At 70.7% G+C, this 20,316-nt stretch carries 20 protein-coding genes; 9 read left to right on the top strand and 11 right to left on the bottom strand.

Going from position 1 to position 20,316, the window contains the following annotated elements; all coding sequences use genetic code 11:
• Positions 1–93: 93 nt before the first annotated feature.
• Entirely contained in the window at positions 94–537 is a 444-nt protein-coding gene (locus AB0L65_RS04160; RefSeq protein WP_364240106.1) for a hypothetical protein, read from the top strand.
• Between the two features lie 9 nt (positions 538–546).
• Here the strand turns inward: AB0L65_RS04160 and AB0L65_RS04165 are convergent, their stop codons facing one another.
• The 6 genes from AB0L65_RS04165 to AB0L65_RS04190 form a co-directional block, all read right to left on the bottom strand.
• Positions 547–1,305: a glucose 1-dehydrogenase gene (locus AB0L65_RS04165; RefSeq protein ID WP_363967538.1), complete on the bottom strand. Its 759-nt coding sequence runs from the start codon at positions 1,303–1,305 to the stop codon at positions 547–549.
• A gap of 168 nt (positions 1,306–1,473) precedes the next feature.
• Positions 1,474–3,750: a tetratricopeptide repeat protein gene (locus tag AB0L65_RS04170; protein WP_364240107.1), complete on the bottom strand. Its 2,277-nt coding sequence runs from the start codon at positions 3,748–3,750 to the stop codon at positions 1,474–1,476.
• A gap of 19 nt (positions 3,751–3,769) precedes the next feature.
• Positions 3,770–4,525 carry a hypothetical protein gene (locus tag AB0L65_RS04175; RefSeq protein ID WP_364240109.1) on the bottom strand — a complete coding sequence of 252 codons (756 nt, stop codon included), beginning with the start codon at positions 4,523–4,525 and terminating at the stop codon, positions 3,770–3,772.
• A gap of 49 nt (positions 4,526–4,574) precedes the next feature.
• A complete protein-coding gene (gene dapF, locus AB0L65_RS04180; protein ID WP_364240111.1) occupies positions 4,575–5,387 on the bottom strand; it encodes a diaminopimelate epimerase in 813 nt (270 codons plus the stop codon).
• 9 nt (positions 5,388–5,396) lie between these two features.
• On the bottom strand, positions 5,397–6,302 hold the full coding sequence (gene miaA / locus AB0L65_RS04185) for a tRNA (adenosine(37)-N6)-dimethylallyltransferase MiaA (RefSeq protein ID WP_364240113.1): 906 nt from the start codon (positions 6,300–6,302) through the stop codon (positions 5,397–5,399).
• 13 nt (positions 6,303–6,315) lie between these two features.
• Positions 6,316–6,828, bottom strand: a complete 513-nt coding sequence (locus AB0L65_RS04190) for a methylated-DNA--[protein]-cysteine S-methyltransferase (protein WP_364240115.1) — start codon at positions 6,826–6,828, stop codon at positions 6,316–6,318.
• Here AB0L65_RS04190 and AB0L65_RS04195 point away from each other — a divergent pair.
• Positions 6,827–7,741, top strand: a complete 915-nt coding sequence (locus tag AB0L65_RS04195) for a ribonuclease Z (RefSeq protein WP_364240117.1) — start codon at positions 6,827–6,829, stop codon at positions 7,739–7,741. The two genes, AB0L65_RS04190 and AB0L65_RS04195, sit on opposite strands and share 2 nt — an antisense overlap.
• On the opposite strand, the gene AB0L65_RS04200 is transcribed toward AB0L65_RS04195, so the two are convergent.
• The 5 genes from AB0L65_RS04200 to miaB form a co-directional block, all read right to left on the bottom strand.
• Positions 7,717–8,367, bottom strand: coding sequence for a hypothetical protein (locus tag AB0L65_RS04200; RefSeq protein ID WP_364240119.1), 651 nt, complete (start codon positions 8,365–8,367; stop codon positions 7,717–7,719). The genes AB0L65_RS04195 and AB0L65_RS04200 overlap by 25 nt on opposite strands.
• Positions 8,368–8,392: 25 nt before the next feature.
• Positions 8,393–9,127, bottom strand: a complete 735-nt coding sequence (locus tag AB0L65_RS04205; protein ID WP_364240121.1) for an isocitrate lyase/phosphoenolpyruvate mutase family protein — start codon at positions 9,125–9,127, stop codon at positions 8,393–8,395.
• Between the two features lie 81 nt (positions 9,128–9,208).
• Positions 9,209–9,769: a hypothetical protein gene (locus AB0L65_RS04210; RefSeq protein ID WP_364240123.1), complete on the bottom strand. Its 561-nt coding sequence runs from the start codon at positions 9,767–9,769 to the stop codon at positions 9,209–9,211.
• Positions 9,770–10,216: 447 nt separating this feature from the next.
• Positions 10,217–10,480 carry a hypothetical protein gene (locus AB0L65_RS04215; protein ID WP_364240125.1) on the bottom strand — a complete coding sequence of 88 codons (264 nt, stop codon included), beginning with the start codon at positions 10,478–10,480 and terminating at the stop codon, positions 10,217–10,219.
• Positions 10,481–10,556: 76 nt separating this feature from the next.
• Complete coding sequence (gene miaB, locus AB0L65_RS04220) at positions 10,557–12,053, bottom strand: tRNA (N6-isopentenyl adenosine(37)-C2)-methylthiotransferase MiaB (RefSeq protein WP_364240126.1); 1,497 nt, start codon at positions 12,051–12,053, stop codon at positions 10,557–10,559.
• Between the two features lie 137 nt (positions 12,054–12,190).
• On the opposite strand from miaB, the gene AB0L65_RS04225 reads away from it, so the two are divergent.
• From AB0L65_RS04225 to AB0L65_RS04255, 7 genes are all read left to right on the top strand, one after another.
• Positions 12,191–12,946: an amino acid ABC transporter ATP-binding protein gene (locus AB0L65_RS04225; protein WP_192791054.1), complete on the top strand. Its 756-nt coding sequence runs from the start codon at positions 12,191–12,193 to the stop codon at positions 12,944–12,946.
• 33 nt (positions 12,947–12,979) lie between these two features.
• Positions 12,980–13,825: a glutamate ABC transporter substrate-binding protein gene (locus AB0L65_RS04230; RefSeq protein ID WP_363967561.1), complete on the top strand. Its 846-nt coding sequence runs from the start codon at positions 12,980–12,982 to the stop codon at positions 13,823–13,825.
• A 58-nt stretch (positions 13,826–13,883) separates the two neighbouring features.
• Complete coding sequence (locus AB0L65_RS04235) at positions 13,884–14,552, top strand: amino acid ABC transporter permease (protein ID WP_364240128.1); 669 nt, start codon at positions 13,884–13,886, stop codon at positions 14,550–14,552.
• The gene (locus AB0L65_RS04240) at positions 14,549–15,466 is read left to right on the top strand and encodes an amino acid ABC transporter permease (protein ID WP_364240130.1); all 918 of its coding nucleotides are present in this window, start codon (positions 14,549–14,551) and stop codon (positions 15,464–15,466) included. Before AB0L65_RS04235 ends, AB0L65_RS04240 begins: the two co-directional genes overlap by 4 nt.
• Positions 15,467–15,585: 119 nt before the next feature.
• A complete protein-coding gene (locus tag AB0L65_RS04245) occupies positions 15,586–16,431 on the top strand; it encodes a transporter substrate-binding domain-containing protein (RefSeq protein WP_364240132.1) in 846 nt (281 codons plus the stop codon).
• A gap of 50 nt (positions 16,432–16,481) precedes the next feature.
• On the top strand, positions 16,482–18,290 hold the full coding sequence (locus AB0L65_RS04250) for a prolyl oligopeptidase family serine peptidase (protein WP_364240134.1): 1,809 nt from the start codon (positions 16,482–16,484) through the stop codon (positions 18,288–18,290).
• Positions 18,291–18,486: 196 nt separating this feature from the next.
• On the top strand, positions 18,487–20,313 hold the full coding sequence (locus AB0L65_RS04255; protein ID WP_364240136.1) for an ABC transporter substrate-binding protein: 1,827 nt from the start codon (positions 18,487–18,489) through the stop codon (positions 20,311–20,313).
• Positions 20,314–20,316: the final 3 nt, after the last annotated feature.

Raw genomic sequence — 20,316 nt, forward strand, 5'->3', positions numbered from 1 at the left:
GTACAAGAACGTAGACGGTCGATGACGATGCCCCGAGCAGCCTTAGCACCGCCTTAACCTGGCGTTAGCCGTACATGGGGGATGTTGTCGACCATGAAGAGACTCGTGCTGGCCTGGGCCGCCACCGCCGTCGCCGCGACCGGCGCGGCCGTGGCGGTGCTCACCCTGCTCGGCACCGGCCTCACCGGCGACCCCGGCCACGTGCTCAGCCCTGCCGAGGTCCGCGCCGCCCTGAACACCGCCACCCAGCGCGCCACCGGCACCCCGGCCGGCGACGCCACCCCGACGGCGGGGACGCCGCCGCAGACGGCCCAGGGCAAGCTGATCCGCACCGCGGGCGGCACCGTGATCGCTTCGTGCGAGGGCGACCTGGTCACGCTGCGCTCGTGGAGCCCGGCCCAGAACTACTCGGTGGACCAGGTCGAGCCGGGGCCCGCCCGCAAGGCCAAGGTGGAGTTCGAGCCCGAGGAGGGCGCGGAGGTCGAGCTCAAGATCGAGTGCTCGGCCGGCCGGCCGGTGACCAGCTTCGGCTCGTAGCCGCCCGCGTCAGGTGAGCAGCACTCCGCCGTCCACCGGAAGCGTCACCCCGGTGATGTACGAGGCCGCGTCGCCGGCCAGGAAGACCGCCGCGGCCACCAGCTCCGCCGGATCGCCCGGCCGCTTCATCACCACCCTGGACTCGACGACCGCCTCCACGTAGCCGGGCTTGAACTGCTCGGTCATCTCCGAGTGGAAGAACCCCGGCTCCAGGCAGTTGACCCGGATGCCGCGCCGGCCGGTCCACTGCTGCGCGAGGTCCCGGGTGAGGCCGATGATCGCCGCCTTCGAGGCGCTGTAGGCGGCCTGGGGCAGCCCGGCCGTGGTCTCGCCGAGGATGCTGCCGATGTTCACGATCGACGAGCCGGGCCGCATCACGCGCGCGCACGCCTGGGCCATCCAGTACGTGCCGAGCAGGTTGACGTCGATGACCTGCCGGAACTCCTCGGGCGTCTCCCGCAGCGCGGGCACGGCGGTGCCGATGCCGGCGTTGTTGATCAGCACGTCCACGGCGCCCATGGCATCGACGGCGGCGGCCACCAGCGCGTCGCAGTCCTCCGGACGCGCCACGTCCGTCTGCACGGCCAGGCACCGGCGGCCGGTCTCCTCGACCAGCCGCTGCGTCTCCTCCAGGCGGTCGGCGCGCCGGGCCCCGATCACGACGTCGGCGCCGGCCTCCGCGAGACCGCGGGCGAACGCGACACCCAGCCCCGAGGAGGCGCCGGTGACGATGGCCACCTTGCCGTCGAGCGCGAACCGCTCCAGCACGTCACATCCCGCCTTCCGTTCACGACCCGGCATCCCTTGCGAGGCCGAACACCGTGTGGACCTCGCTCCGCGCGGCTCGAGGTGACGCGCCCGTGCAAGGCCGAGCACCGCCCCGGGGGAAGGACGCCGCACGCGCGCGACGCCCTTCCGATGGCAGGACCGCAGCCGTCAGAGGCCGTATTCCTTGACGATCCGCTCGTGCCGCTCGACCTCGACGTCGATCTCACGGGCCAGGTCGAGCCAGGCCAGCGGGTGCACCCACCGCTCCGTGGCGTCGTCGAGCAACGCGTCGACCTCGGAGGCCGACACGTTCGGCGGGACCGCGACCCAGCCGAACACCCCGGGCAGCGCCTCACCCGAGCTCGGGTGGGTGATGGTGTAGTTCTCGTCGCTGTAGACCCACATCGGCCAGCCACGCTCGGCCATGACCTCGGTGAACTCCGCCCAGTCCTCCTCGCTCGGCGCGGCGCCGTCGAAGAAGTAGCTGGTGTAGCCGCCGGGCCGCAGGATGCGCACCGCCGCGAACGGCGGCACGAAGTTCTGCTGCTCCTGCGGGTCGTCGGGCACCGGCTCCAGCAGCTGCGGGTCGAAGACGACCAGGTCGCCGGCGTTGTAGTCCATGCCGCGCGGCTGCGGCAGGGCGAGCCGGGCCGTGGCGGGGCCGGTGCGGATGGACAGCACCTGGCGCTGGCCGCCGTCGGGCGCGGGGAGGATGAGCCTGATGAGGCCCATCTCCTCCTCGATCGGGCCCTCCTTGGACTTGATCGGCATGCCGATCTTGGCCGCGCCCTTGCGTACGGTGTCCCAGTCCTCCGCCGAGGTGGCCATGACGATCATGCGCCAGACGTCCTCGTCGGCGAGCTCGTCGATCACCTCCAGCAGCACCTCCGCGGCCCTGGAGTTGGCGTCGAGCTGCTGGGCGGCGCCGGACAGCAGGCGGCGGGCCTCGATCCCGGCGCCGGCCGCGACGGCGTGCTCGGCGGCCTCGACCGTCTCCTCCCAGCGCTCGCGCGCGCTGTGCAGCCGGGCCAGCGTGAGGTGCTGGGCGGCGTGCGGCAGCATCGCGGCCATCTGCTCCAGCCGCTCGTCCTGGCGGGCCTCGACGAGCAGCGTGGTCAGGTAGGCCACGTCGTCGGAGTCGGCGGTGGCGATGTCGCCGGTGTCGACCAGCATCTTCCAGTAGATGTCGGCGCCGGTGGCGGGGTAGCCGAGGAAGCCGAGCGTGGTGGTGTGGCGGCGGGTGGCCTCCAGGTCCTCCCCGGACAGCGGCGCCAGCCAGCCGACCCACCGCTCGGGGTCGGCGTTGAAGCCGTCGGCGGCGTCGAAGAGGCCGACACGCTCGCCGAGCGGGCCCGGGGCCTCGGGCTCAGAGGTGGCCTCGGCGGCGGCCCGCAGGGCGGCGACCCGGTCGGCGACACCCTCGGTCTCGCGCAGCTCGGCGGCGGCGGACTCGGTCAGGTCGGCCAGCAGCCTGGCCTGCCACACGCCCTGCCTGGCGATGGCCAGGTCGCCGGCGACCAGCGCGAGCTCGACGCGGGCGCGGTAGCCGCCCATCATGCCGAAGTAGTCGATCCACTGGCGCAGCACGCGGCCGAGCTGCCAGGTGTTGGTGATCTGGGACGAGCCGGCCAGCTTGCTGACCGCCTGCGACCACTCCACGAACACGCGCGGGTGCTCGCCGACCACGTCGAGGTCGGGCAGCGCGTCCACGGCCTCGGCGGTGCGGCCGAGCGTGGCGAGGATCAGGGCCCGGCGCACGCCGTCGCGGTGCTCCTTGGCCACCGGGTCGTCGGCCTGGAACTCGGCCGCGGCCTGCAGCGCGTCGAGGGCGTCCTCGGCGCGGCCCGCGGCGAGCAGCGCGCGGGCGCTCTCGGCGCCGAGCTCCCAGCTCGCCTCGCGGCCCGCGACCCGCAGCCGCTCGACGGCGGACTCGGCGTAGGTCACGGCCTCGCCCGGCTTGCCGGCGTCGATGAGCGCGGCGACGTATTCGGTGACGAGGCCCGTGAAGGCGGGCTTCTCCGGGCTCATGCCCTCGATGTGCGTCCCCAGCGCCTCCAGGCGCTCGCTCGCGTAGCCGGGGCCGTCGGTGTTGGCCCAGGCGATGGCGAGGGCTTCGACGGCCGCCGGGGCGGCCGGGCAGTCGCGTACGTCTTCGCGCTGGGCGAACGCCAGCAGCTGCTGCGCGTCGTCGAGGGCGACCGCGCCCTGCGCCCGGTCGCCGAGGCGGCCGATCAGGTGCCAGTAGCGGGCGTAGAACTCGAGCCAGGGCAGCTCAAGGGCCTCGGCCTGCTGCGCGATGGCCGGGGCCATGACGTCGAGCTGCGGATATCGGCCCTCGTAGGCCTGTGCGGGGAGGTCTCCCAGCGCCATGGCGAGGCCAACGTTGCCCGCCTCGGAAAGCTGCTGCTGGGTTTCGCCGACCCAGGCCCAGATGTCCACGTCCATGGGGAGCCAGTCTGCCAGGTCAACGAGCGTCCCCAAAACGCAGAAGGCCGATCAGCTCGTCCGTTTCGCTGCTGTCAAGGACCGAAAATGCCGATGCCATCAGGTCGTCCGTCGTCTCCTCCACCGCGGCGCGGCGTGCCACGACCTCCGGGCCCGGCGTGGCGTACGGCTCCGGCCACTGGAAGAACTTGGCGATCATCTCTCCCGTGGTGGCCCCGAACGGGGTCGCGTCGTGGCCGCTCGCGAGCGTGGCCTCCAGCGGGTGCAGGCCGGCCGCGATCACGGCGTTGGCGTGCAGCCCGCCGCGCAGCTCGCGTACGACGTGCATGAGCTGTACGGCCCGCGCGGGCGGGTCGTCGGGCAGCGGCACGGCCCGCCAGCCCGCGAACAGCGGGACGCCCGCGCACGGGGCGGCATCGACGACCGGCTGGAGCAGCTCCGCGAGCCGCGCGCAGCCCTCGTAGCCGCCCAGCTTGCGCCGCCCCCAGGCCCCGCAGACCTCGGCGTACAGCTCGACGGCCTGGTCGACGGGGAGCTTGCGGCCGCCGTTCCAGCTCTCCTCGACGTGGTCGGGCGGGAAGAAAACGACGACCGAATTGACGACGTCGGCGTCGCATTCGCCGAGCACGCCGCAGCGCCCCCGGAAGTAGAACTCGCGGGCGCCGAGGCCGTACTCCTCGCAGACGGCCTTGGCCTCTCTGGAGATCATGAACCCGCCGCCGTACTGGCCGATCGCCGCTTTGACCTGCCTCGCGGTGGTGCGTGGGTCAGCCATGGTCCGCCTCTCAGTTCGCGAAGTGGACCCAGCATCCCTCAAGAGAACATTATTCTGCAAGCATCAGCTCGCCCTTGGCCACGATGACCGCGGGGCCTGAAAGGTAGCTCGTCTCCTCGTCCAGGACGACGGTCAGCGTGCCGCCGGACACCTCGATCGTCCAGGTGCCGGTGGTCTCGCCCGACAGGGCCGCGGCGGCGACCGCCGTGGCCACCGTGCCGGTGCCGCAGGAGCGGGTCTCGCCGCAGCCGCGCTCGTGGACGCGCATGACCGCGCGGCTGATGCCGACGGGGTTGAACAGCTCGATGTTGACCCCGGCGGGGAAGACACCGGGGTCGAAGCCCGGCTGGTAGTGGAGGTCGAGCTGGACGACGGGGTCGCCGATGGCGCAGGCCAGGTGGGGGTTGCCCATGTCGATGTGGAGCCCCTGGTATTCCTGGCCGCCGACGGTGGCCCAGCTCTCGCCGCGCACGACGGGCTTGCCCATGTCGACGGTGATGTCGCCGTTGGGCTCGACGCGGACCCTGCGCACGCCGCCCCTGGTGGCCAGCATGAACTCGCCGGGCTTCTCCAGCCCTTCGTCGATCAGGTAGCGGGCGAACACGCGCACGCCGTTGCCGCACATCTCGGCCACGCTGCCGTCGGCGTTGCGGTAGTCCATGAACCACTCGGCCACGGCGGCGTGCTCGGCCACCTCCGGGCTCTCCTTGGTGCGCGTCACCACCAGCACGCCGTCAGCCCCTATGCCGGCTCTCCTGTCGCAGATCTTGGCGACGAGCGAGGCGGTCACGCCTGCCTCTCCGCCAGGGTCGGGAAGGATGACGAAGTCGTTCTCGGTGCCGTGCCCCTTAAGAAACCGCATCTTGCAAGCTTATGCGAACGGGTTTGCGGAGATCAGCGCCAGGGACCTCTCAAGCAGATCAGGCGCGTCGTACGGCAGCCAGCACACCCGGGGATCGCGGCGGAACCACGACTCCTGGCGGCGGGCGAAGCGCCTGGTGGTCCTGACGGTCTCCTCGATCGCCTGCTCCTCGCTCCACTCCCCCTCCAGGAAGCGGATGACCTGGGCGTATCCGAGGGCGCGGCTAGCCGTGCGGCCCTCGGCCAGGCCCCGCCCGAGCAGCCCCCGCACCTCCTCGACCAGGCCCGCCCGCCACATGCGCTCGACCCTGAGCGCGATCCGCTCGTCCAGCTCCGGTCTGGGCACCTCGAGGCCGATCTGCACGCTCGGGTAGACGGCGTCGTAGCCGGGCATGGTCGCCGAGAACGGGCGCCCGGAGTGCTCGATCACCTCCAGCGCGCGGACGATGCGGCGGCCGTTGCTCGGCAGGATCGCCGCCGCGGCCAGCGGGTCGAGGTCGCGCAGGCGCTCGTAGAGCGGGGCGGGGCCGCGCTCGGCCAGCTCGCCCTCCAGCCTGGCCCTGATCTCCGGATCGGTGCCGGGGAACTCCAGCTCGTCGATGGCCGCCCGCACGTACAGGCCGCTGCCGCCGACCAGCACGGGCACCGCGACGGAGTCGATGACCTCCCTGGCCAGCTTCTGGTATTCGGCGACGCTGGCCGTGACCGTGACGTCCCAGACGTCCAGCAGGTGGTGCGGGACGCCGCGCTGCTCGGCGGGGGTGAGCTTGGCCGTGCCGATGTCCATGCCGCGGTAGAGCTGCATGGAGTCGGCGTTGACGCACTCGCCCCCGAGGCGGAGCGCGATGTCCACGGCGAGGTCGGACTTTCCGGCCGCCGTGGGGCCCACGACGGCGATGACTGGCTGCTGACGCACGAGAACAAGTCTGCTAGAGATCGAGGAGTGTCGGCTGCAGGTACCCCTCGTGGGTGAGCAGCCGGCGCTTGGTCTCCACTCCCTCGCCGCCGCTGAACCCGCCCAGGCCGTTGCCCGCGATCACGCGGTGGCAGGGCACGATGATGGGGATGGGGTTGGAGCCCATGATCGAGCCGATGCCGCGGGCGGGCACGCTGGAGCCACTGCGCGTGGCCAGTTCGCCGTACGTGACGGCGGTGCCGTACGGGACCTTGTGCAGCGTCTGGAGCACCTGCAGCCGCGAACCGGACATCAGCCGCCAGTCCACCGGCGTCTCGAAGGTCTTCAGTTCACCGGCGAAATAAGCATTCAGCTCGGAGACCACGAAGGCCGTACGATCCGAATCATGGACTTCAGCCAGGGCGAGCCGCTCGTCCAGCCGCGGCCGGGACCTCCAGCCCGACGCGACGAGCCCGACCTCGGTGACGGCCAGCACGAACGGCCCAACCGGCGTCGGCACCTCGGCGAACGCGACTGTGGTCATCATGTCCTCACGTGAGTTGGTGGTGCTGGGCACTTCCAGCGCGGTTCCTACCCGACACCGTAACCACAACGGTTACCTTCTGCGCTGGGATGGACAAGGCTTCCTTTTCGACCCCGGCGAGGGCACGCAGCGGCAGATGCTGCACGCCGGGGTGAGCGCGAACGACGTGCACTGGATCTGCGTCACGCACTTCCACGGCGACCACTGCCTGGGCGTGCCCGGGGTCGTGCAGCGCATCGCGCGTGACAGGGTCAGGCATCCGGTGCGCGCGGTCTTCCCCGGCTCCGGCGCCGAATACTGGCGCAGGCTCCGCCACGCCGCCGCCTTCGCCGACACCTCGGTGATCTCCGAGCACCCGCTCTCCGGCGACCTGGCCACCGTCGGCGCGCTGACCGCGCGCCGCCTGTCCCACCCGGTCGAGTCGTACGGCTACCGCGTCCAGGAGCCGGCCGGCCGCACGATGCTGCCCGACCGGCTGGCCGCGTACGGCATCCGCGGCCCGGAGGTCGGCGAGCTCCAGCGCACCGGCTCCGTGCGCGGGGTCACGCTCGACCGGTGCAGCGTGCCCAGGCCGGGGCAGAGCGCGGCGTTCGTCATGGACACGCGGCTCTGCGACATCGTGTTCGAGCTGGCCTCGGGCGTGGACCTGCTGGTGATCGAGTGCACGTTCCTGTCGTCGGAGAGCGCGCTGGCCAAGGAGTACGGGCATCTGACGGCGTTCGAGGCGGGGCTGGTGGCGGCGGACGCGGGGGTGCGGCGGCTGGTGCTGACGCACTTCTCCGAGCGCTACGGGTTCGCCGACGAGCCCGCCTTCGTGGCGGAGGTGCGCCGGCACTTCGACGGGGAGGTCGTGCTCGCCCGCGACCTGATGAAGATCCCGGTGCCGAAGCGTCAGGTCCACAGGCCGGCGACGTAGCCCACGCCGTACGGGGCCGTCTCCATGAGCAGGCGGCCCTCGTACCTCTGCGTGCCGGCCGCGCCGGCCAGCACCTGGAGGGCGGCCCGCCCGCCCACCCACAGCCGGTCCGCCTGCGCGGGGTCGAGGGCGGCGAGGGCGCCGGGGTCGGCCTGGGCGACGGCGTTCGCGATCAGGTGGTTGTACGGTCCCGCGGCCTCGTCGTACTTGCCGGGAGCCCTCGGGCTGAGGCAGGCGGAGCCGTCGGCCATGACCAGCAACGCCACCTTTCCCGCGATTTTTCCTAGCTTTTCGCCCAACAGGAGGCATTCGGCGCTCGGCGCGTCGAGCGCGACGGACCGGAAGCCGTCCGGGGCACGGTCGCCCAGCAGCCAGCGGCCCACGGTCAGGGACAGCGGGAGCACGGCGTCCGCGCCGCCGGCCGTGACGTCGATCCCCCACGGGCGGAGGGTGCCCGCCGCCTGCCCTCCGTACGCGGCCGCGGTGTCCGCGCCGCCCACCACGATCAGCGCGTCGGGACGGGCGTCGTGGAGCGCGGCGATCGCCGTGTGACAGGCCGAGCGGAGCTCGTCGAGCTGGAGGGTGATCAGCGGAGTGGGCGGGCAGACGGCCGCGGCGACAAGCACGGGGCAAGCGTACGCGGCGGCCCGCTCAGTACGGACTGCGACCTGCCCTGACCTTCGCGAACAGACCCTGGGCGTAGACGTGGACGGCCTGGTGCAGCCCGCTGCCGAAGCTGATCCGGGCCACGCCGAGCTCGGCCAGCCGAGCCGGCTCCGCGGCGCCGGGCCGGACGTAGACGTTCACCGGCCCGCCCAGCTCGCTCACCAATGCCCGGATCTCGTCCTCGTCGACCAGCCCGATCGGGTAGACGCAGTCGGCCCCCGCCGCCAGATACCGCCGCCCGCGCTCCAGCGCCGCCTCGCGCGTCTTCGGGCCGAGCAGGTAGGTGTCGACCCTCGCGTTGATCACCAGCGCCTGACCCGCCGCGGCCCGGACCTCGGCCAGGAAGTCGGCCTGCTCGCCGGAATCGATCAGCCCGCCGGCGCCGGAGTCCTCCAGGTTGCAGCCCACGGCTCCGGTGGCGAGCAGGCGTTCGACCAGCTCGGCGGGCTTGAGCCCGTAGCCGCGCTCGATGTCGGCGGTGACGGGCGCGTCCACGACCCTGGCGATGCGGGCGACGGCCGCCATCATCTCGCCGACCGGCGTCCGCTCGCCGTCCTCGTACCCCAGGACCCGGGCGACGGCGGCGCTGCTGGTGGCCACGGCGGGGAACCCGGCCTCCCGCACGGCCAGGGCGGAGGCGGCGTCCCAGACGTTCGGCAGGATCACGGGGTCTCCCGGCACGTGCAGCGCGCGCAGGGCTGAGGCTCTGTCAGTCGTCATGGTGCGACTCTACGGACCGAGGCGGCTCTCGCCGTAGGTCCAATGCCACCGATAAACGCCGAGCCACTTGACCGGGCCGGATCAGCACCCGCTCTTGGAGCACTGGCCGCTGAGCTCGCCCGCCGGACCGTCGGCGGGATTGTCGCCGTCGGCCGGCTGCGCCGACTTGGTGGGGGCCGACTTGGTGGGGGCCGACTTGGTGGGGGCCGACTTGGTGGGGCCCGGCTTGGCGGGGGACGTCGTGGCGGGCCGCTTGCCACCCGTGGGCTCGTCGCCCGTGCCCAGGTCGGGGGCGGCGTCGCCCACGCCGCCATCGTCGGGGGCGGCGTCGGGGGCGTCGGCCGCCGGGTCACCCTCGGGGGCGTCGGTGGTGACGTCGCCCATGGTGGCGTCGTCGCCACCGAGGTCCTCGTTCCCCGCCGTGCTCTGGGCGGGCGCGGGGCGGGCGCCGCCCGGCTGGACGGTGCCGGCGGGGTTCGCGGCCAGCATGTAGCCGACGCCACCCGCCGCGAGCACGGCGACGAGCGCCGAAGCGGCGATGGCGACGGTCTTCTTCGTGCTCTTCGGAGGTTTGTCCGCCGGGTGGGTGTCCCCGGGCCCGGACAGGATCTCGTGACGATCCGGCTCGATCGGATCTCGCATGGTGGTACAGCTCCCTGCGGTCGTATCGGCGAAAGCTAACCGGCTTCCGCGGGTGATGGACCACACTAGCCGCAACGGATGAATGCTCGCACACCAATCACAAAGGAATCACGACATGTCCCCCCGTGGATCCGTTTACCCAGGTCGCCGTGCCCACCTCGCACCGGTCGCCGGAGTCGCCGGGGTGCTCGCGACCGCGATCGCGGGCATATTCCTGGCATTTACCAACTCCGCCGAACCGCCCGCGCAAAGCCCACCCGAATTCGATCAGAAAAGCCCGCTTACCCCAAGATCGAATTCTCCTTCCGCGACACCGAGCCCGGATCAATCGCATGGATCGTTCCAGGAGCTCTCGTGGGTCCAGGTCGTTCCCTCGCCCGGTGCGGCGGACCCCCTGGCATCGCTCTACGCCGTGCCGTCCCTCGACCCGGGCCCGCCGGCCTCGGTCTACGGCGACCCGCCGCTCCCTCCGGCGCCCGTCCCGGACCGGCTCGCCCCGACGACCCGGCCTCCCGCCTCCGTCGCCACGACACCACCGTCCGCGAGAACGGCCCCGAAGCGCTCGGCGCCACCCCGGAACGAGGTGGCCGTGCCGCCACCGGTGAGCTCACCCACTCCCCAGGCGCCGCCCGAGGTGCGCTCCGCCCCGGAGCCGGACCGGCGCGCGGACCCGCCGCCGGCGATCTCGGGAGGGGCCGATCCCTGCGCCACGTTCCGCGACTTCCGCCGCGAGCCCTGCTACGCATACCTCAACCGCCTCGCGCACTGACCGGAGCCGGGGCGGCGTTCAGTGGGCCGAGCAGGCTCCGGAAGGGGCGGCGGGGGCAGGGGCCGGGCGGCCGATGGTGGGCATGCCCAGCAGAACCCCCGGCGCGGGCTTCGCGCCGCCCTGGCGGGACTCCCAGGCGTCGCCGGCCCTCGTGCGCCGGACCGTCGCCGCCGGGCCGTCGGCCACCAGGTGGTGCGGGGCCGCGTACGTGACCTCGACCGTGACCATGTCACCGGGCCGCGGCGTCTCGGCGCCGACCGCGAAGTGGACCAGGCGGTTGTCGGCGGCGCGGCCCGACAGGCGGCGGGTGGCGTCGTCCTTGCGGCCCTCGCCCTCGGCGACCAGCACCTCCAGCGTGCGCCCCACCTGCTTCTTGTTCTCCTCCCAGGAGATCTCCTCCTGCAGGGCCACGAGCCGCTCGTAGCGCTCCTGCACGACCTCCTTGGGCACCTGGTCGGGCATGGTGGCCGCCGGGGTGCCGGGCCGGATGGAGTACTGGAAGGTGAAGGCGTTGGCGAAGCGGCTCTCGCGGACCACGTCGAGCGTGCCCTGGAAGTCCTCTTCGGTCTCCCCCGGGAAGCCGACGATGATGTCGGTCGAGATGGCCGCGTCGGGCATGGCCGCGCGCACCCGCTCGATGATGCCGAGGTAGCGCTCCGCCCGGTAGGAGCGGCGCATCGCGCGCAGGAGGCGCGAGGAGCCCGACTGCAGGGGCATGTGGAGCTGGTGCATGACGTTGGGCGTCTCGGCCATGGCGGCGATGACGTCGTCGGTGAAGGCCGCCGGGTGGGGCGAGGTGAAGCGCACGCGCTCCAGGCCGTCGATCGCGCCGCACGAGCGCAGGAGCTTGCCGAAGGCCAGGCGGTCGCCGAACTCGACGCCGTAGGTGTTGACGTTCTGGCCCAGCAGCGTGACCTCGAGCACACCCTGGTCGACCAGCGTCTGGACCTCGGCGAGGATGTCGCCGGGGCGGCGGTCCTTCTCCTTGCCGCGCAGCGACGGCACGATGCAGAAGGTGCACGTGTTGTTGCAGCCGACCGAGATGGACACCCAGGCGGCGTAGGCGGACTCGCGCTTGGTGGGCAGCGTGGAGGGGAAGACCTCCAGCGACTCCTTCAGCTCGACCTGCGCCTCGCCCTCGATGCGGGCCCGCTCCAGCAGCACCGGCAGCGAGCCGATGTTGTGGGTGCCGAAGACCACGTCGACCCACGGCGCCTTGCGGACGATCTCGCCCTGGTCCTTCTGCGCCAGGCAGCCGCCCACCGCGATCTGCATGCGCGGGTTGCTCACCTTGGCGGGCCGGAGATGGCCGAGGTTGCCGTAGAGGCGGTTGTCGGCATTCTCCCGCACGGCACACGTGTTGAACACGACCACGTCGGCGGTCTCGCCCTCGGGGGCGGGCACGTAGCCGGCGTCCTCCAGCAGACCGGACAGCCGCTCGGAGTCGTGCACGTTCATCTGGCACCCGTATGTGCGCACTTCGTATGTGCGGGCGCCCTCCTGGGTCACAGTCATGGCACGTTCAAGGGTAGTCGCTCTCCGGCTCCACATAGTCCCGACTGCGCTAAAAGGCCAGCTTGGTGGCATGATGTGATCGGATCGGTACCGCTTGGTTAGTGACCAGCGCTCTAGAGCACTCTACGGTTTGACCCATGACGGAGAACGGTAACGACGCTCCACTCGTACGGTTGGAGAACGTCAACAAACACTTTGGGGCGTTGCACGTCCTGAAGGACATAAACCTGACCGTCTCCCGCGGCGAGGTGCTGGTCGTTATCGGTCCCTCGGGCGGCGGCAAGTCCACGCTCTGCCGCACGATCAACCGTCTGGAGACGATCAGCGAGGGGCAGATCATCTTTGACGGCCAGGTGCTCCCCCAGGAGGGCAAGGGGCTGGCGAAGCTGCGCTCCGAAGTCGGCATGGTCTTCCAGTCGTTCAACCTGTTCGCTCACAAGACCATCCGTGACAATGTCACGCTCGGCCCCCTCAAGGTGCGCGGCGTCTCGAAGGACGCGGCCAACAAGCGGGCGATGGAGCTGCTCGAGCGCGTGGGCATCGCGGCGCAGGCGGACAAATATCCGGCCCAGCTCTCCGGCGGCCAGCAGCAGCGTGTGGCCATCGCCAGGGCGCTGGCCATGGAGCCGAAGATGATCCTGTTCGACGAGCCGACCTCCGCTCTGGACCCCGAGATGGTGCAGGAGGTGCTCGACGTGATGATCGGGCTGGCTCGCGACGGGATGACCATGATGGTCGTCACCCACGAGATGGGCTTCGCCCGGAGAGCCGCCAATAGGGTGGTTTTCATGGCCGACGGCCAGATCGTGGAGGAGAACACCCCCGACGAGTTCTTCACCAACGCGCAGACCGACCGGGCGCGTGACTTTCTTTCCAAGATCCTCACGCACTGATCATTGAGGCAGGTATACATGCACATGCGTCATATGGGAGCAGTGCTCTCAATTGCGGCACTCGCCGCCGGTCTGACCGCTTGCGGCGGCGGGAGCAAGACTTACGCCAGCGTGGTGGACAAGGTCAAGGACGGCGGCACGATCGTCGTCGGCACCAAGTGGGACCAGCCGAGCCTGGGCCTGAAGGCGGCCAACGGGCCCGAGGGCTTCGACGTCGACGTGGCCAAGGCCGTGCTGAAGCAGATCAACGGTGGCAAGGACCCGCAGATCAACTGGAAGGAGTCGGCCTCGTCCAACCGCGAGCCGTTCCTCCAGAACGGCACGGTCGACATCATCTTCGCCACGTACTCCATCACCGAGGAGCGCAAGGGCAAGGTCACCTTCGGCGGCCCCTACGTCGTCGCCCACCAGGACGTGATGGTCCGCAAGGACGACACCGCGATCAACGCGCCGCAGGACCTCAAGGGCAAGAAGATCTGCAAGGCGGCCGGCTCCAACTCCTACAAGCGGATCACCGACCCGCCGCCGGACGGCAAGCTCGACATCGACGCCACCACCGTCGACGCGGCCAACTACTCCGAGTGCGTGCAGAAGCTGACCGGCAGCAACCTCGACGCCGTCACCACCGACGACCTGATCCTGGCGGGCTTCGCCAAGCAGGCCGGCGGCAACTTCAAGGTGCTCGGCCAGGGCTTCACTGACGAGAAGTACGGCGTCGGCCTGAAGAAGGGCGACACCAAGACGTGTGAGGCCGTCAACACCGCCGTGAAGGCGCTCTGGGACAACGGCACCATGAAGCAGCTGCTGGAGAAGTGGTTCGGCGGCATTCAGGGCCTGAAGTTGTCGGAGGCGGCACCGCCCGCCGAGGGTTGCAGCTGATCATGCCAGAGGCGGCGGCCGGTGACCCGGCCGCCGCTCCCCTATGCGGTGGAGCACGATGGAAGATCTGATTAGATACGCGCCCGACCTCGCACTGGGGTTCCTGGAGAACATCAAGCTCTCCATCGTGGCCGCTATCGCCTCGCTCATTCTCGGCACCGTCCTGGTGGCGATGAGAGTTTCCCCCACGCCGGTGCTGCGCGCGGCCGGCACGATCTACGTCAACATAGTGCGCAACACCCCCCTCACGCTGGTGCTGGCCTTCTCCGCGCTCGGCCTCAGCGACCAGCTCGGGCTCGTCTTCTCCGACGTGCCCACCACCAACTCGTTCTGGATCGTCGCGATGGGCCTGTCGGCCTACACCGCGGCCTTCGTCTGCGAGGCGCTGCGCGCGGGCATCAACACGGTGCCGCTCGGGCAGGCCGAGGCGGCCAGGGCGATCGGGCTGACGTTCATGCAGTCGCTGCGGATGATCATCCTCCCGCAGGCGTTCCGCGCGGTCATCGCCCCGCTCGGCAGCGTGATGATCGCCATGGTCAAGAACACGACCGTGGCGACCGCCGGCGGGTTCGCCATGGACTCCGCGAGCAAGATGAAGGAGGCCTTCGACCAGGTCGGCGCGTCGATCCCGATCTTCCTCGGCATCGTGGTCGCCTTCATGGCCGTGACGCTGCCCATCGGCTTCTTCACCGGCCGGCTGGCCAGGCGTCTGGCGGTGGCGCGATGAGCACCACAGTCCTGTTCGACGCCCCCGGGCCGCGCGCGCGGGTGCGCAACGGCCTCCTCACGGTGATCAGCGTCGTGGCCGTGGCCGCCGTCCTCTACGGCATCTACCGCGGCTTCGACGCCAAGGGCCAGTGGGAAGGCAAGATCTGGCAGCCGTTCCTGCAATGGGGGACGTGGGAGACCTTCATCCTCCCCGGCCTGCTCGGCACGCTGCAGGCCGCCGTGGTGGCCGCGGTGCTCGCGCTGGTCTTCGGCGCGGTCTTCGGCCTGGCCAGGCTCTCCGACCACGCCTGGATCCGCATCCCGGCGGGCGTGGTGGTCGAGGTCTTCAGGGCCATCCCGCTGCTGCTGCTGATCTTCTTCATCTTCTACCTCGCGCCGGCGGTGTTGGGGGGCGGCGACTACACCTTCATCGCGGTCGTGCTCGGCCTGATGCTCTACAACGGCTCGGTGCTGGCCGAGGTGGTCAGGGCGGGCGTGCACGCGGTGCCGCGCGGCCAGTCGGAGGCGGCCTTCGCGGTGGGCATGCGCAAGAACCAGGTCATGCGCCTGGTGCTGCTGCCGCAGGCCGTCACGGCGATGATGCCGGCGATCGTCAGCCAGCTCGTGGTGCTGCTGAAGGACACCGCGCTCGGCTACATCATCGCCTACGTCGACCTGCTCAACACCGGCTTCAAGATCCTGCCGGCCGCGTTCTTCGGCTCGCTCATCCCGGCGGCGATCGTCATCGGGATCATCTACGTGGCGCTCAACATGGCGCTGAGCTTCCTGGCCACGTGGCTGGAGCGGCGCAGCAGGCGCAGCCGTAAGACGGCCGCCGCTCCGATCGCGGCGCCCGGCTCGGCCGAGGTCAGCGTGGGCGCGGGTGAGGGCACCGAGGACGCCGGGCTGGGTCCCGACCGTTCCGTGGAGTGATCGGACGTACGGGCGCAATGGCGCCCGTACGTCCGCAAATCTCCAAAAAGACCCCATTTCTCCGTTGAAACCGCCCCAAGTCCGGCCCGTACGGTTTGCCCAGCCCTCAGACTGTCTCCATGCGTGGGGTGGCTCTCGCGGGGGCGGCCGTGGTGGCATTGGCCGCCGCGTGCGGAGGCGCGGGCTCCTACGCCAGCGTCGTGGACAAGATCAGGAACGCCGGCAGGGTCGTCGTCGGCACCAAGTGGGACCAGCCGAGCCTGGGCCTGAAGACCGGGGACGGCCCTCCTGAGGGCTTGGACGTGGACGTGGCCAACTACATCGTCAAGTACCTCGCCCGCGGCCGGCACGTGCAGATCACCTGGCGCGAGTCGCCCTCGTCCGCCCGTGAGGTGCTGCTCCAGAACGGCAGCGTGGACCTCATCGTCGCCACCTACAGCGTCATCCCGTCGCGCCGGCCCAAGGTGACGTTCGGCGGGCCCTACGTCGTCACCCCGCAGGACACGATGGTCCGCGCGAGCGACACCAGCATCAAGAAGGTGACCGACCTGCGGGGCAAGCGGCTCTGCCTGGCGGAGGGCTCGAACGCGTACCGGCGGATCGTCGATCCCCCGCCCAACGGCAAGCTGAGCCTGCCCATGCAGCTAGTGCCCGCGGCCAACTACTCCGACTGCGTACGCAAGCTCGCCGCCGGCAAGCTCGACGCGGTCAGCACCGAGAACCTGGTCCTGGCGGGGTTCGCCGAGCAGGAGCCGGGCCGCTTCCGGCTGCTGAACGACCCCGTCAGCAACGAGTACTGGGGAGTCGGCATCAAGAAGGGCGACACCGCCACCTGCGAGGCCGTCGACCAGGCGGTCGCCGCGATGTGGCATGACGGCACGGCCACGCGGCTGCTGCACAGGTGGTTCGGCAAGACGGGGCTCAAGCTGCCGCCGTCCCTCCCGGCGCCCGCGGGGTGCCCCTGAACTGTGGGGACCGCCCCACGCGCTTGCCGATCTTCCGGCAGGATGCGGGTATGCCTTTCTGGCCCTCCCCCATCTCGACCAGAGACGTGGCCGCCTCCGGCGTGCGCCCCGGTTGGCCCACGGCCCAGGACGGCCGGATCTGGTGGACCGAGGACCGCCCGGACGAAGGCGGGCGCACCACGATCGTGTGCCGCGACGCCGACGGCACCCAGCGTGACCTGCTGCGGGCCCCATGGAGCGCGCACACCAGGGTCCACGAGTACGGCGGCAGACCGTACGCCATCACAACAGGGGGCGAAGTGGTCTTCGCCAACTTCAAAGACCAACGCCTGTACATTCTGGGCGATTACGGCGACCCGAAACCCATCACGGACGAGGGTTGCCGCTACGCGGACCCGCTGGTGCGCGACGGCCAGGTCTGGTGCGTCCGCGAGCGCCACACCGAAGACGGCAAGGTCACCCGGGCGATCGTGTCGATCTCGCTGAACGGCGGCGAGATCCACGAGTGGGCCACCGGCTGCGACTTCTACGCCTCTCCCACCCTCTCCCCCGACGGGCGGCACCTGGCCTACGTCTGCTGGAACCACCCGCGCATGCCCTGGGACGGCACCGAGCTGCGCGTCACCCGGCTGTCGGGCGGCGGCGCCTGGACGGTGAAGGGCGGCCCGGCCGAGTCGGTGCTGGCCCCGGCCTGGAAGGACGACTCCAGCCTCTACCTGGTCTCCGACTGCTCCGGCTGGTGGAACCTCTACGAGGTCGGCCTGCGCGGCGACGGGCTCCGGGCGCTCCATGCCGCCGAGGAGGAGTTCACGCTTCCGCCGTGGCGGCTGGGCGGGCATCCGTACACCGTGCTCGGCGACGGCCGCCTCGCGGTCCTGCACGGCCGTGGCGACCTGCGGCTGGGCGTGCTGGACCCCGGCTCGGGCACGCTCACCGACCTCGAGGTGCCCTACGACGGGTGGGACGCGGCGCTGGCCGCGGAGGGCACGTCCGTGGTCGGCATCGGGTACGCCCCCACGCTCCCCCGCTCGGTCGTCAGCGTGGACGTCGCCTCCGGCGCTGCCGGCGCGCTCAAGAGCGACCTCTCGCGGCTGCCCGACCGGGCCCTCCTGCCCGTCCCCCGCGCGGTCGAGTCGCCCGCGCCCGCCTTCCTCTACCCGCCGTACGGTCCGGCGGCCGAGAACACGCCACCCTACGTGATCTTCGTGCACGGCGGGCCGACCGCGCACGCCGACACCGCGCTCGACCTGGAGAAGGCGTTCCTGACCTCGCGCGGCATCGGCGTGCTCGACGTCAACTACGGCGGCTCGACCGGCTATGGCAGGGCCTACCGCGAGCGGCTGAAGGGGCAGTGGGGGTTGGTGGACGTGGCCGACACGATCGCCGCCGCCCGGTGGCTGGCCGCGGAAGGGCTCGCCGACCCCCGCAGGATCGCGGTGCGCGGCGGCAGCGCGGGCGGGTGGACCGTGATGGCGGCCTGCTGCCGGTCCGACGTGTTCGCCGGCGGGGTGTCGTACTTCGGCGTCAGCGCGCTCGCGCCCCTCGCGGCGCACACCCACGACTTCGAATCCCGATACGTCGAGTGGCTGGTGGGGCCGGACGACCCGCAGGTGTACGCCTCCAGGGAGCCGCTCGCCCTCGTGAACGGCGTGAGCTGCCCCATGCTGCTCCTGCAGGGGCTCGACGATCCTGTGGTGCCGCCCGAGCAGTCGACGGCGTTCGCCGACGCGCTGTCGGAGCGGGGCGTGCCGTGCACGTATCTGGCGTTCGAGGGCGAGTCGCACGGCTTCCGTCGCACGGAGACGCGGGTGACCGCGCTGGCCGCCGAGTTGGCCTTCTACCAGCAGCTTTTTAGCTAATGTCGTAATTCTTTAACAGAATTCGCACCAAATCGATATTACTTACGAGTCGCTAATCATCATCGGTTGTATAACCGGCTTTTCTCCTGCGCTTCCTCCGGCGTGACCATGCAAGGTGGGACGTGCTCCGCGGCCACGGCGCACGCCCCACACGGCCAGCCATGCACGCCCCGCATCTCGGCACGAGGGAGGCCAGATGGCCAGCATGCGCCATTTCAGCATTGCCGTGGCGGTCTTCGCAACTTTGTTCGCCACCGCCTGCCAGACAGACACCGGAGCCAGGAATTCCGCCCCGCCCACCTCCTCCGCCCCGGGCCAGCCGGTTTCCGGGGGCACGCTCAGGCTCGTGGGCGGCGGGGACGTCGATCACCTCGACCCCACGAGCTCGTACTACACGGTCACCAACGGGATCCTGCGCACGTACACCCGCGGGCTCTTCGCGCTCAACGGGGTGGCGAAGGGGTCCGACACCACCAAGGGCTTCGCGCTCGTCCCCGACGTCGCCTCCGAGCTGCCCACGACGGGCAACGGCGGCCTGAGCGCCGACGGGCTCACGTACACGATCAAGCTCCGTGACGGCGTGCAGTGGGACACGCAGCCGCCGCGCGACGTGACGGCGGGCGACTTCGTGCGCGGCTTCAAGCGCATCTGCAACCCGGTGGCGGGCTCCGGCGCGCCCGGCTACTACACGAGCACGATCAAGGGCATGAAGGCGTACTGCGACGCGTACGCCAAGGCGTTCACCAAGGCCAAGCCCACCGCCGCGGCGCTGGCCGACTTCCAGAACTCCCACGAGATCGCGGGCGTCCAGGCCAAGGACGACAAGACGCTGGTGTTCACGCTGACCCAGCCCGCCAGCGACTTCCTCAACATCCTGTCGCTGAACTTCTCCGTGGCAGCGCCCAAGGAGTACGACCAGTACGTGCCGGACGACGCCACGTTCCGCCAGCACACGATCTCCGACGGCCCGTACCGGATCACCCAGTACGTGGCCACCAAGTCGATCAGGCTGGAGCGGAACCCGGCCTGGAAGCAGGATTCGGACCCGATCAGGCACCAGTACGTGAACGCCATCGAGGTCAAGATGGGCGTCAACGAGCCGGACGCGGTGCAGCAGCAGCTCGAGGCCGGCAGCGCCGACCTGTCGTGGGACCTGCCGGTGCCGACCGCGCAGATCCCGCGGCTCAAGAGCTCCGGCGATCCCAACTTCACGATCTTCCCGGGCGCGGTGAGCAACCCGTACATCGTCTTCAACCTGCAGAGCAAGAACGCCGGCGGCGCCATGGGCAAGCTCAAGGTCCGCCAGGCCATCGAGTACGCGGTCAGCAAGGTCGCCATCGCCAAGGTCTACGGCGGCGCGGACGTGGCCACGCCGCTGCACACGGCGATCCCGCCGGGCAACATCGGATACCAGGAGTACAACCCGTACCCGAGCCCGGGTGACGCGGGCGACCCGGCCAAGTGCAAGCAGCTGCTCACCGAGGCCGGCTACCCGAACGGGCTGACCCTCATCGGCGCCTTCCGCAACGCGGGCAACCACCCGGCCAACTTCCAGTCGTACTCGGCGGACCTGCAGAAGTGCGGGATCACGGTGAAGGGGCTGCCGGTCCGGCAGGGCGACTACTACGGCGCCTTCCTGCAGAACACCTCCATCGCCAAGGCCAGCAAGTGGGACATCTCGGCCCCCGGCTGGGTCCCCGACTGGTACGGCAACAACGGCCGCGCGGTCGTACAGCCGCTGTTCGAGACCAACTGCAACCCCGGCACCAGCAACTACGGCTGCTACAGCAACCCCAAGGTGGACTCGCTGATCAAGCAGGCGCTGGCCGAGCAGGACCAGACGAAGTCGGCCGCGCTGTGGCACCAGGTCGACACGACGGTGATGGGCGACGCGGTGATCGTGCCGCTCAACAACCAGAACACGCCGATCTACAAGAGCAAGCGCGTGCAGAATGCCCTGTACCTGCCGGCGTTCCAGCTCTACGACTTCACCAACCTCTGGCTCGACCCCAACAACCCGTGATGA

The organism is Nonomuraea sp. NPDC052116, from assembly GCF_040680035.1.
Taxonomy (GTDB): Bacteria; Actinomycetota; Actinomycetes; order Streptosporangiales; family Streptosporangiaceae; genus Nonomuraea; species Nonomuraea angiospora_A.

Excerpts from the sequence above, each read along its gene's own strand:
- AB0L65_RS04160 (WP_364240106.1), top strand. The coding sequence starts at position 94 with ATGAAGAGACTCGTGCTGGCCTGGGCCGCCACCGCCGTCGCCGCGACC.
- AB0L65_RS04170 (WP_364240107.1), bottom strand. The coding sequence starts at position 3,750 with ATGGACGTGGACATCTGGGCCTGGGTCGGCGAAACCCAGCAGCAGCTT.
- AB0L65_RS04175 (WP_364240109.1), bottom strand. The coding sequence starts at position 4,525 with ATGGCTGACCCACGCACCACCGCGAGGCAGGTCAAAGCGGCGATCGGC.
- dapF (WP_364240111.1), bottom strand. The coding sequence starts at position 5,387 with ATGCGGTTTCTTAAGGGGCACGGCACCGAGAACGACTTCGTCATCCTT.
- AB0L65_RS04195 (WP_364240117.1), top strand. The coding sequence starts at position 6,827 with ATGTCCTCACGTGAGTTGGTGGTGCTGGGCACTTCCAGCGCGGTTCCT.
- AB0L65_RS04190 (WP_364240115.1), bottom strand. The coding sequence starts at position 6,828 with ATGATGACCACAGTCGCGTTCGCCGAGGTGCCGACGCCGGTTGGGCCG.
- AB0L65_RS04205 (WP_364240121.1), bottom strand. The coding sequence starts at position 9,127 with ATGACGACTGACAGAGCCTCAGCCCTGCGCGCGCTGCACGTGCCGGGA.
- AB0L65_RS04210 (WP_364240123.1), bottom strand. The coding sequence starts at position 9,769 with ATGCGAGATCCGATCGAGCCGGATCGTCACGAGATCCTGTCCGGGCCC.
- miaB (WP_364240126.1), bottom strand. The coding sequence starts at position 12,053 with ATGACTGTGACCCAGGAGGGCGCCCGCACATACGAAGTGCGCACATAC.
- AB0L65_RS04225 (WP_192791054.1), top strand. The coding sequence starts at position 12,191 with ATGACGGAGAACGGTAACGACGCTCCACTCGTACGGTTGGAGAACGTC.
- AB0L65_RS04230 (WP_363967561.1), top strand. The coding sequence starts at position 12,980 with ATGGGAGCAGTGCTCTCAATTGCGGCACTCGCCGCCGGTCTGACCGCT.
- AB0L65_RS04235 (WP_364240128.1), top strand. The coding sequence starts at position 13,884 with ATGGAAGATCTGATTAGATACGCGCCCGACCTCGCACTGGGGTTCCTG.
- AB0L65_RS04240 (WP_364240130.1), top strand. The coding sequence starts at position 14,549 with ATGAGCACCACAGTCCTGTTCGACGCCCCCGGGCCGCGCGCGCGGGTG.
- AB0L65_RS04245 (WP_364240132.1), top strand. The coding sequence starts at position 15,586 with ATGCGTGGGGTGGCTCTCGCGGGGGCGGCCGTGGTGGCATTGGCCGCC.
- AB0L65_RS04250 (WP_364240134.1), top strand. The coding sequence starts at position 16,482 with ATGCCTTTCTGGCCCTCCCCCATCTCGACCAGAGACGTGGCCGCCTCC.
- AB0L65_RS04255 (WP_364240136.1), top strand. The coding sequence starts at position 18,487 with ATGGCCAGCATGCGCCATTTCAGCATTGCCGTGGCGGTCTTCGCAACT.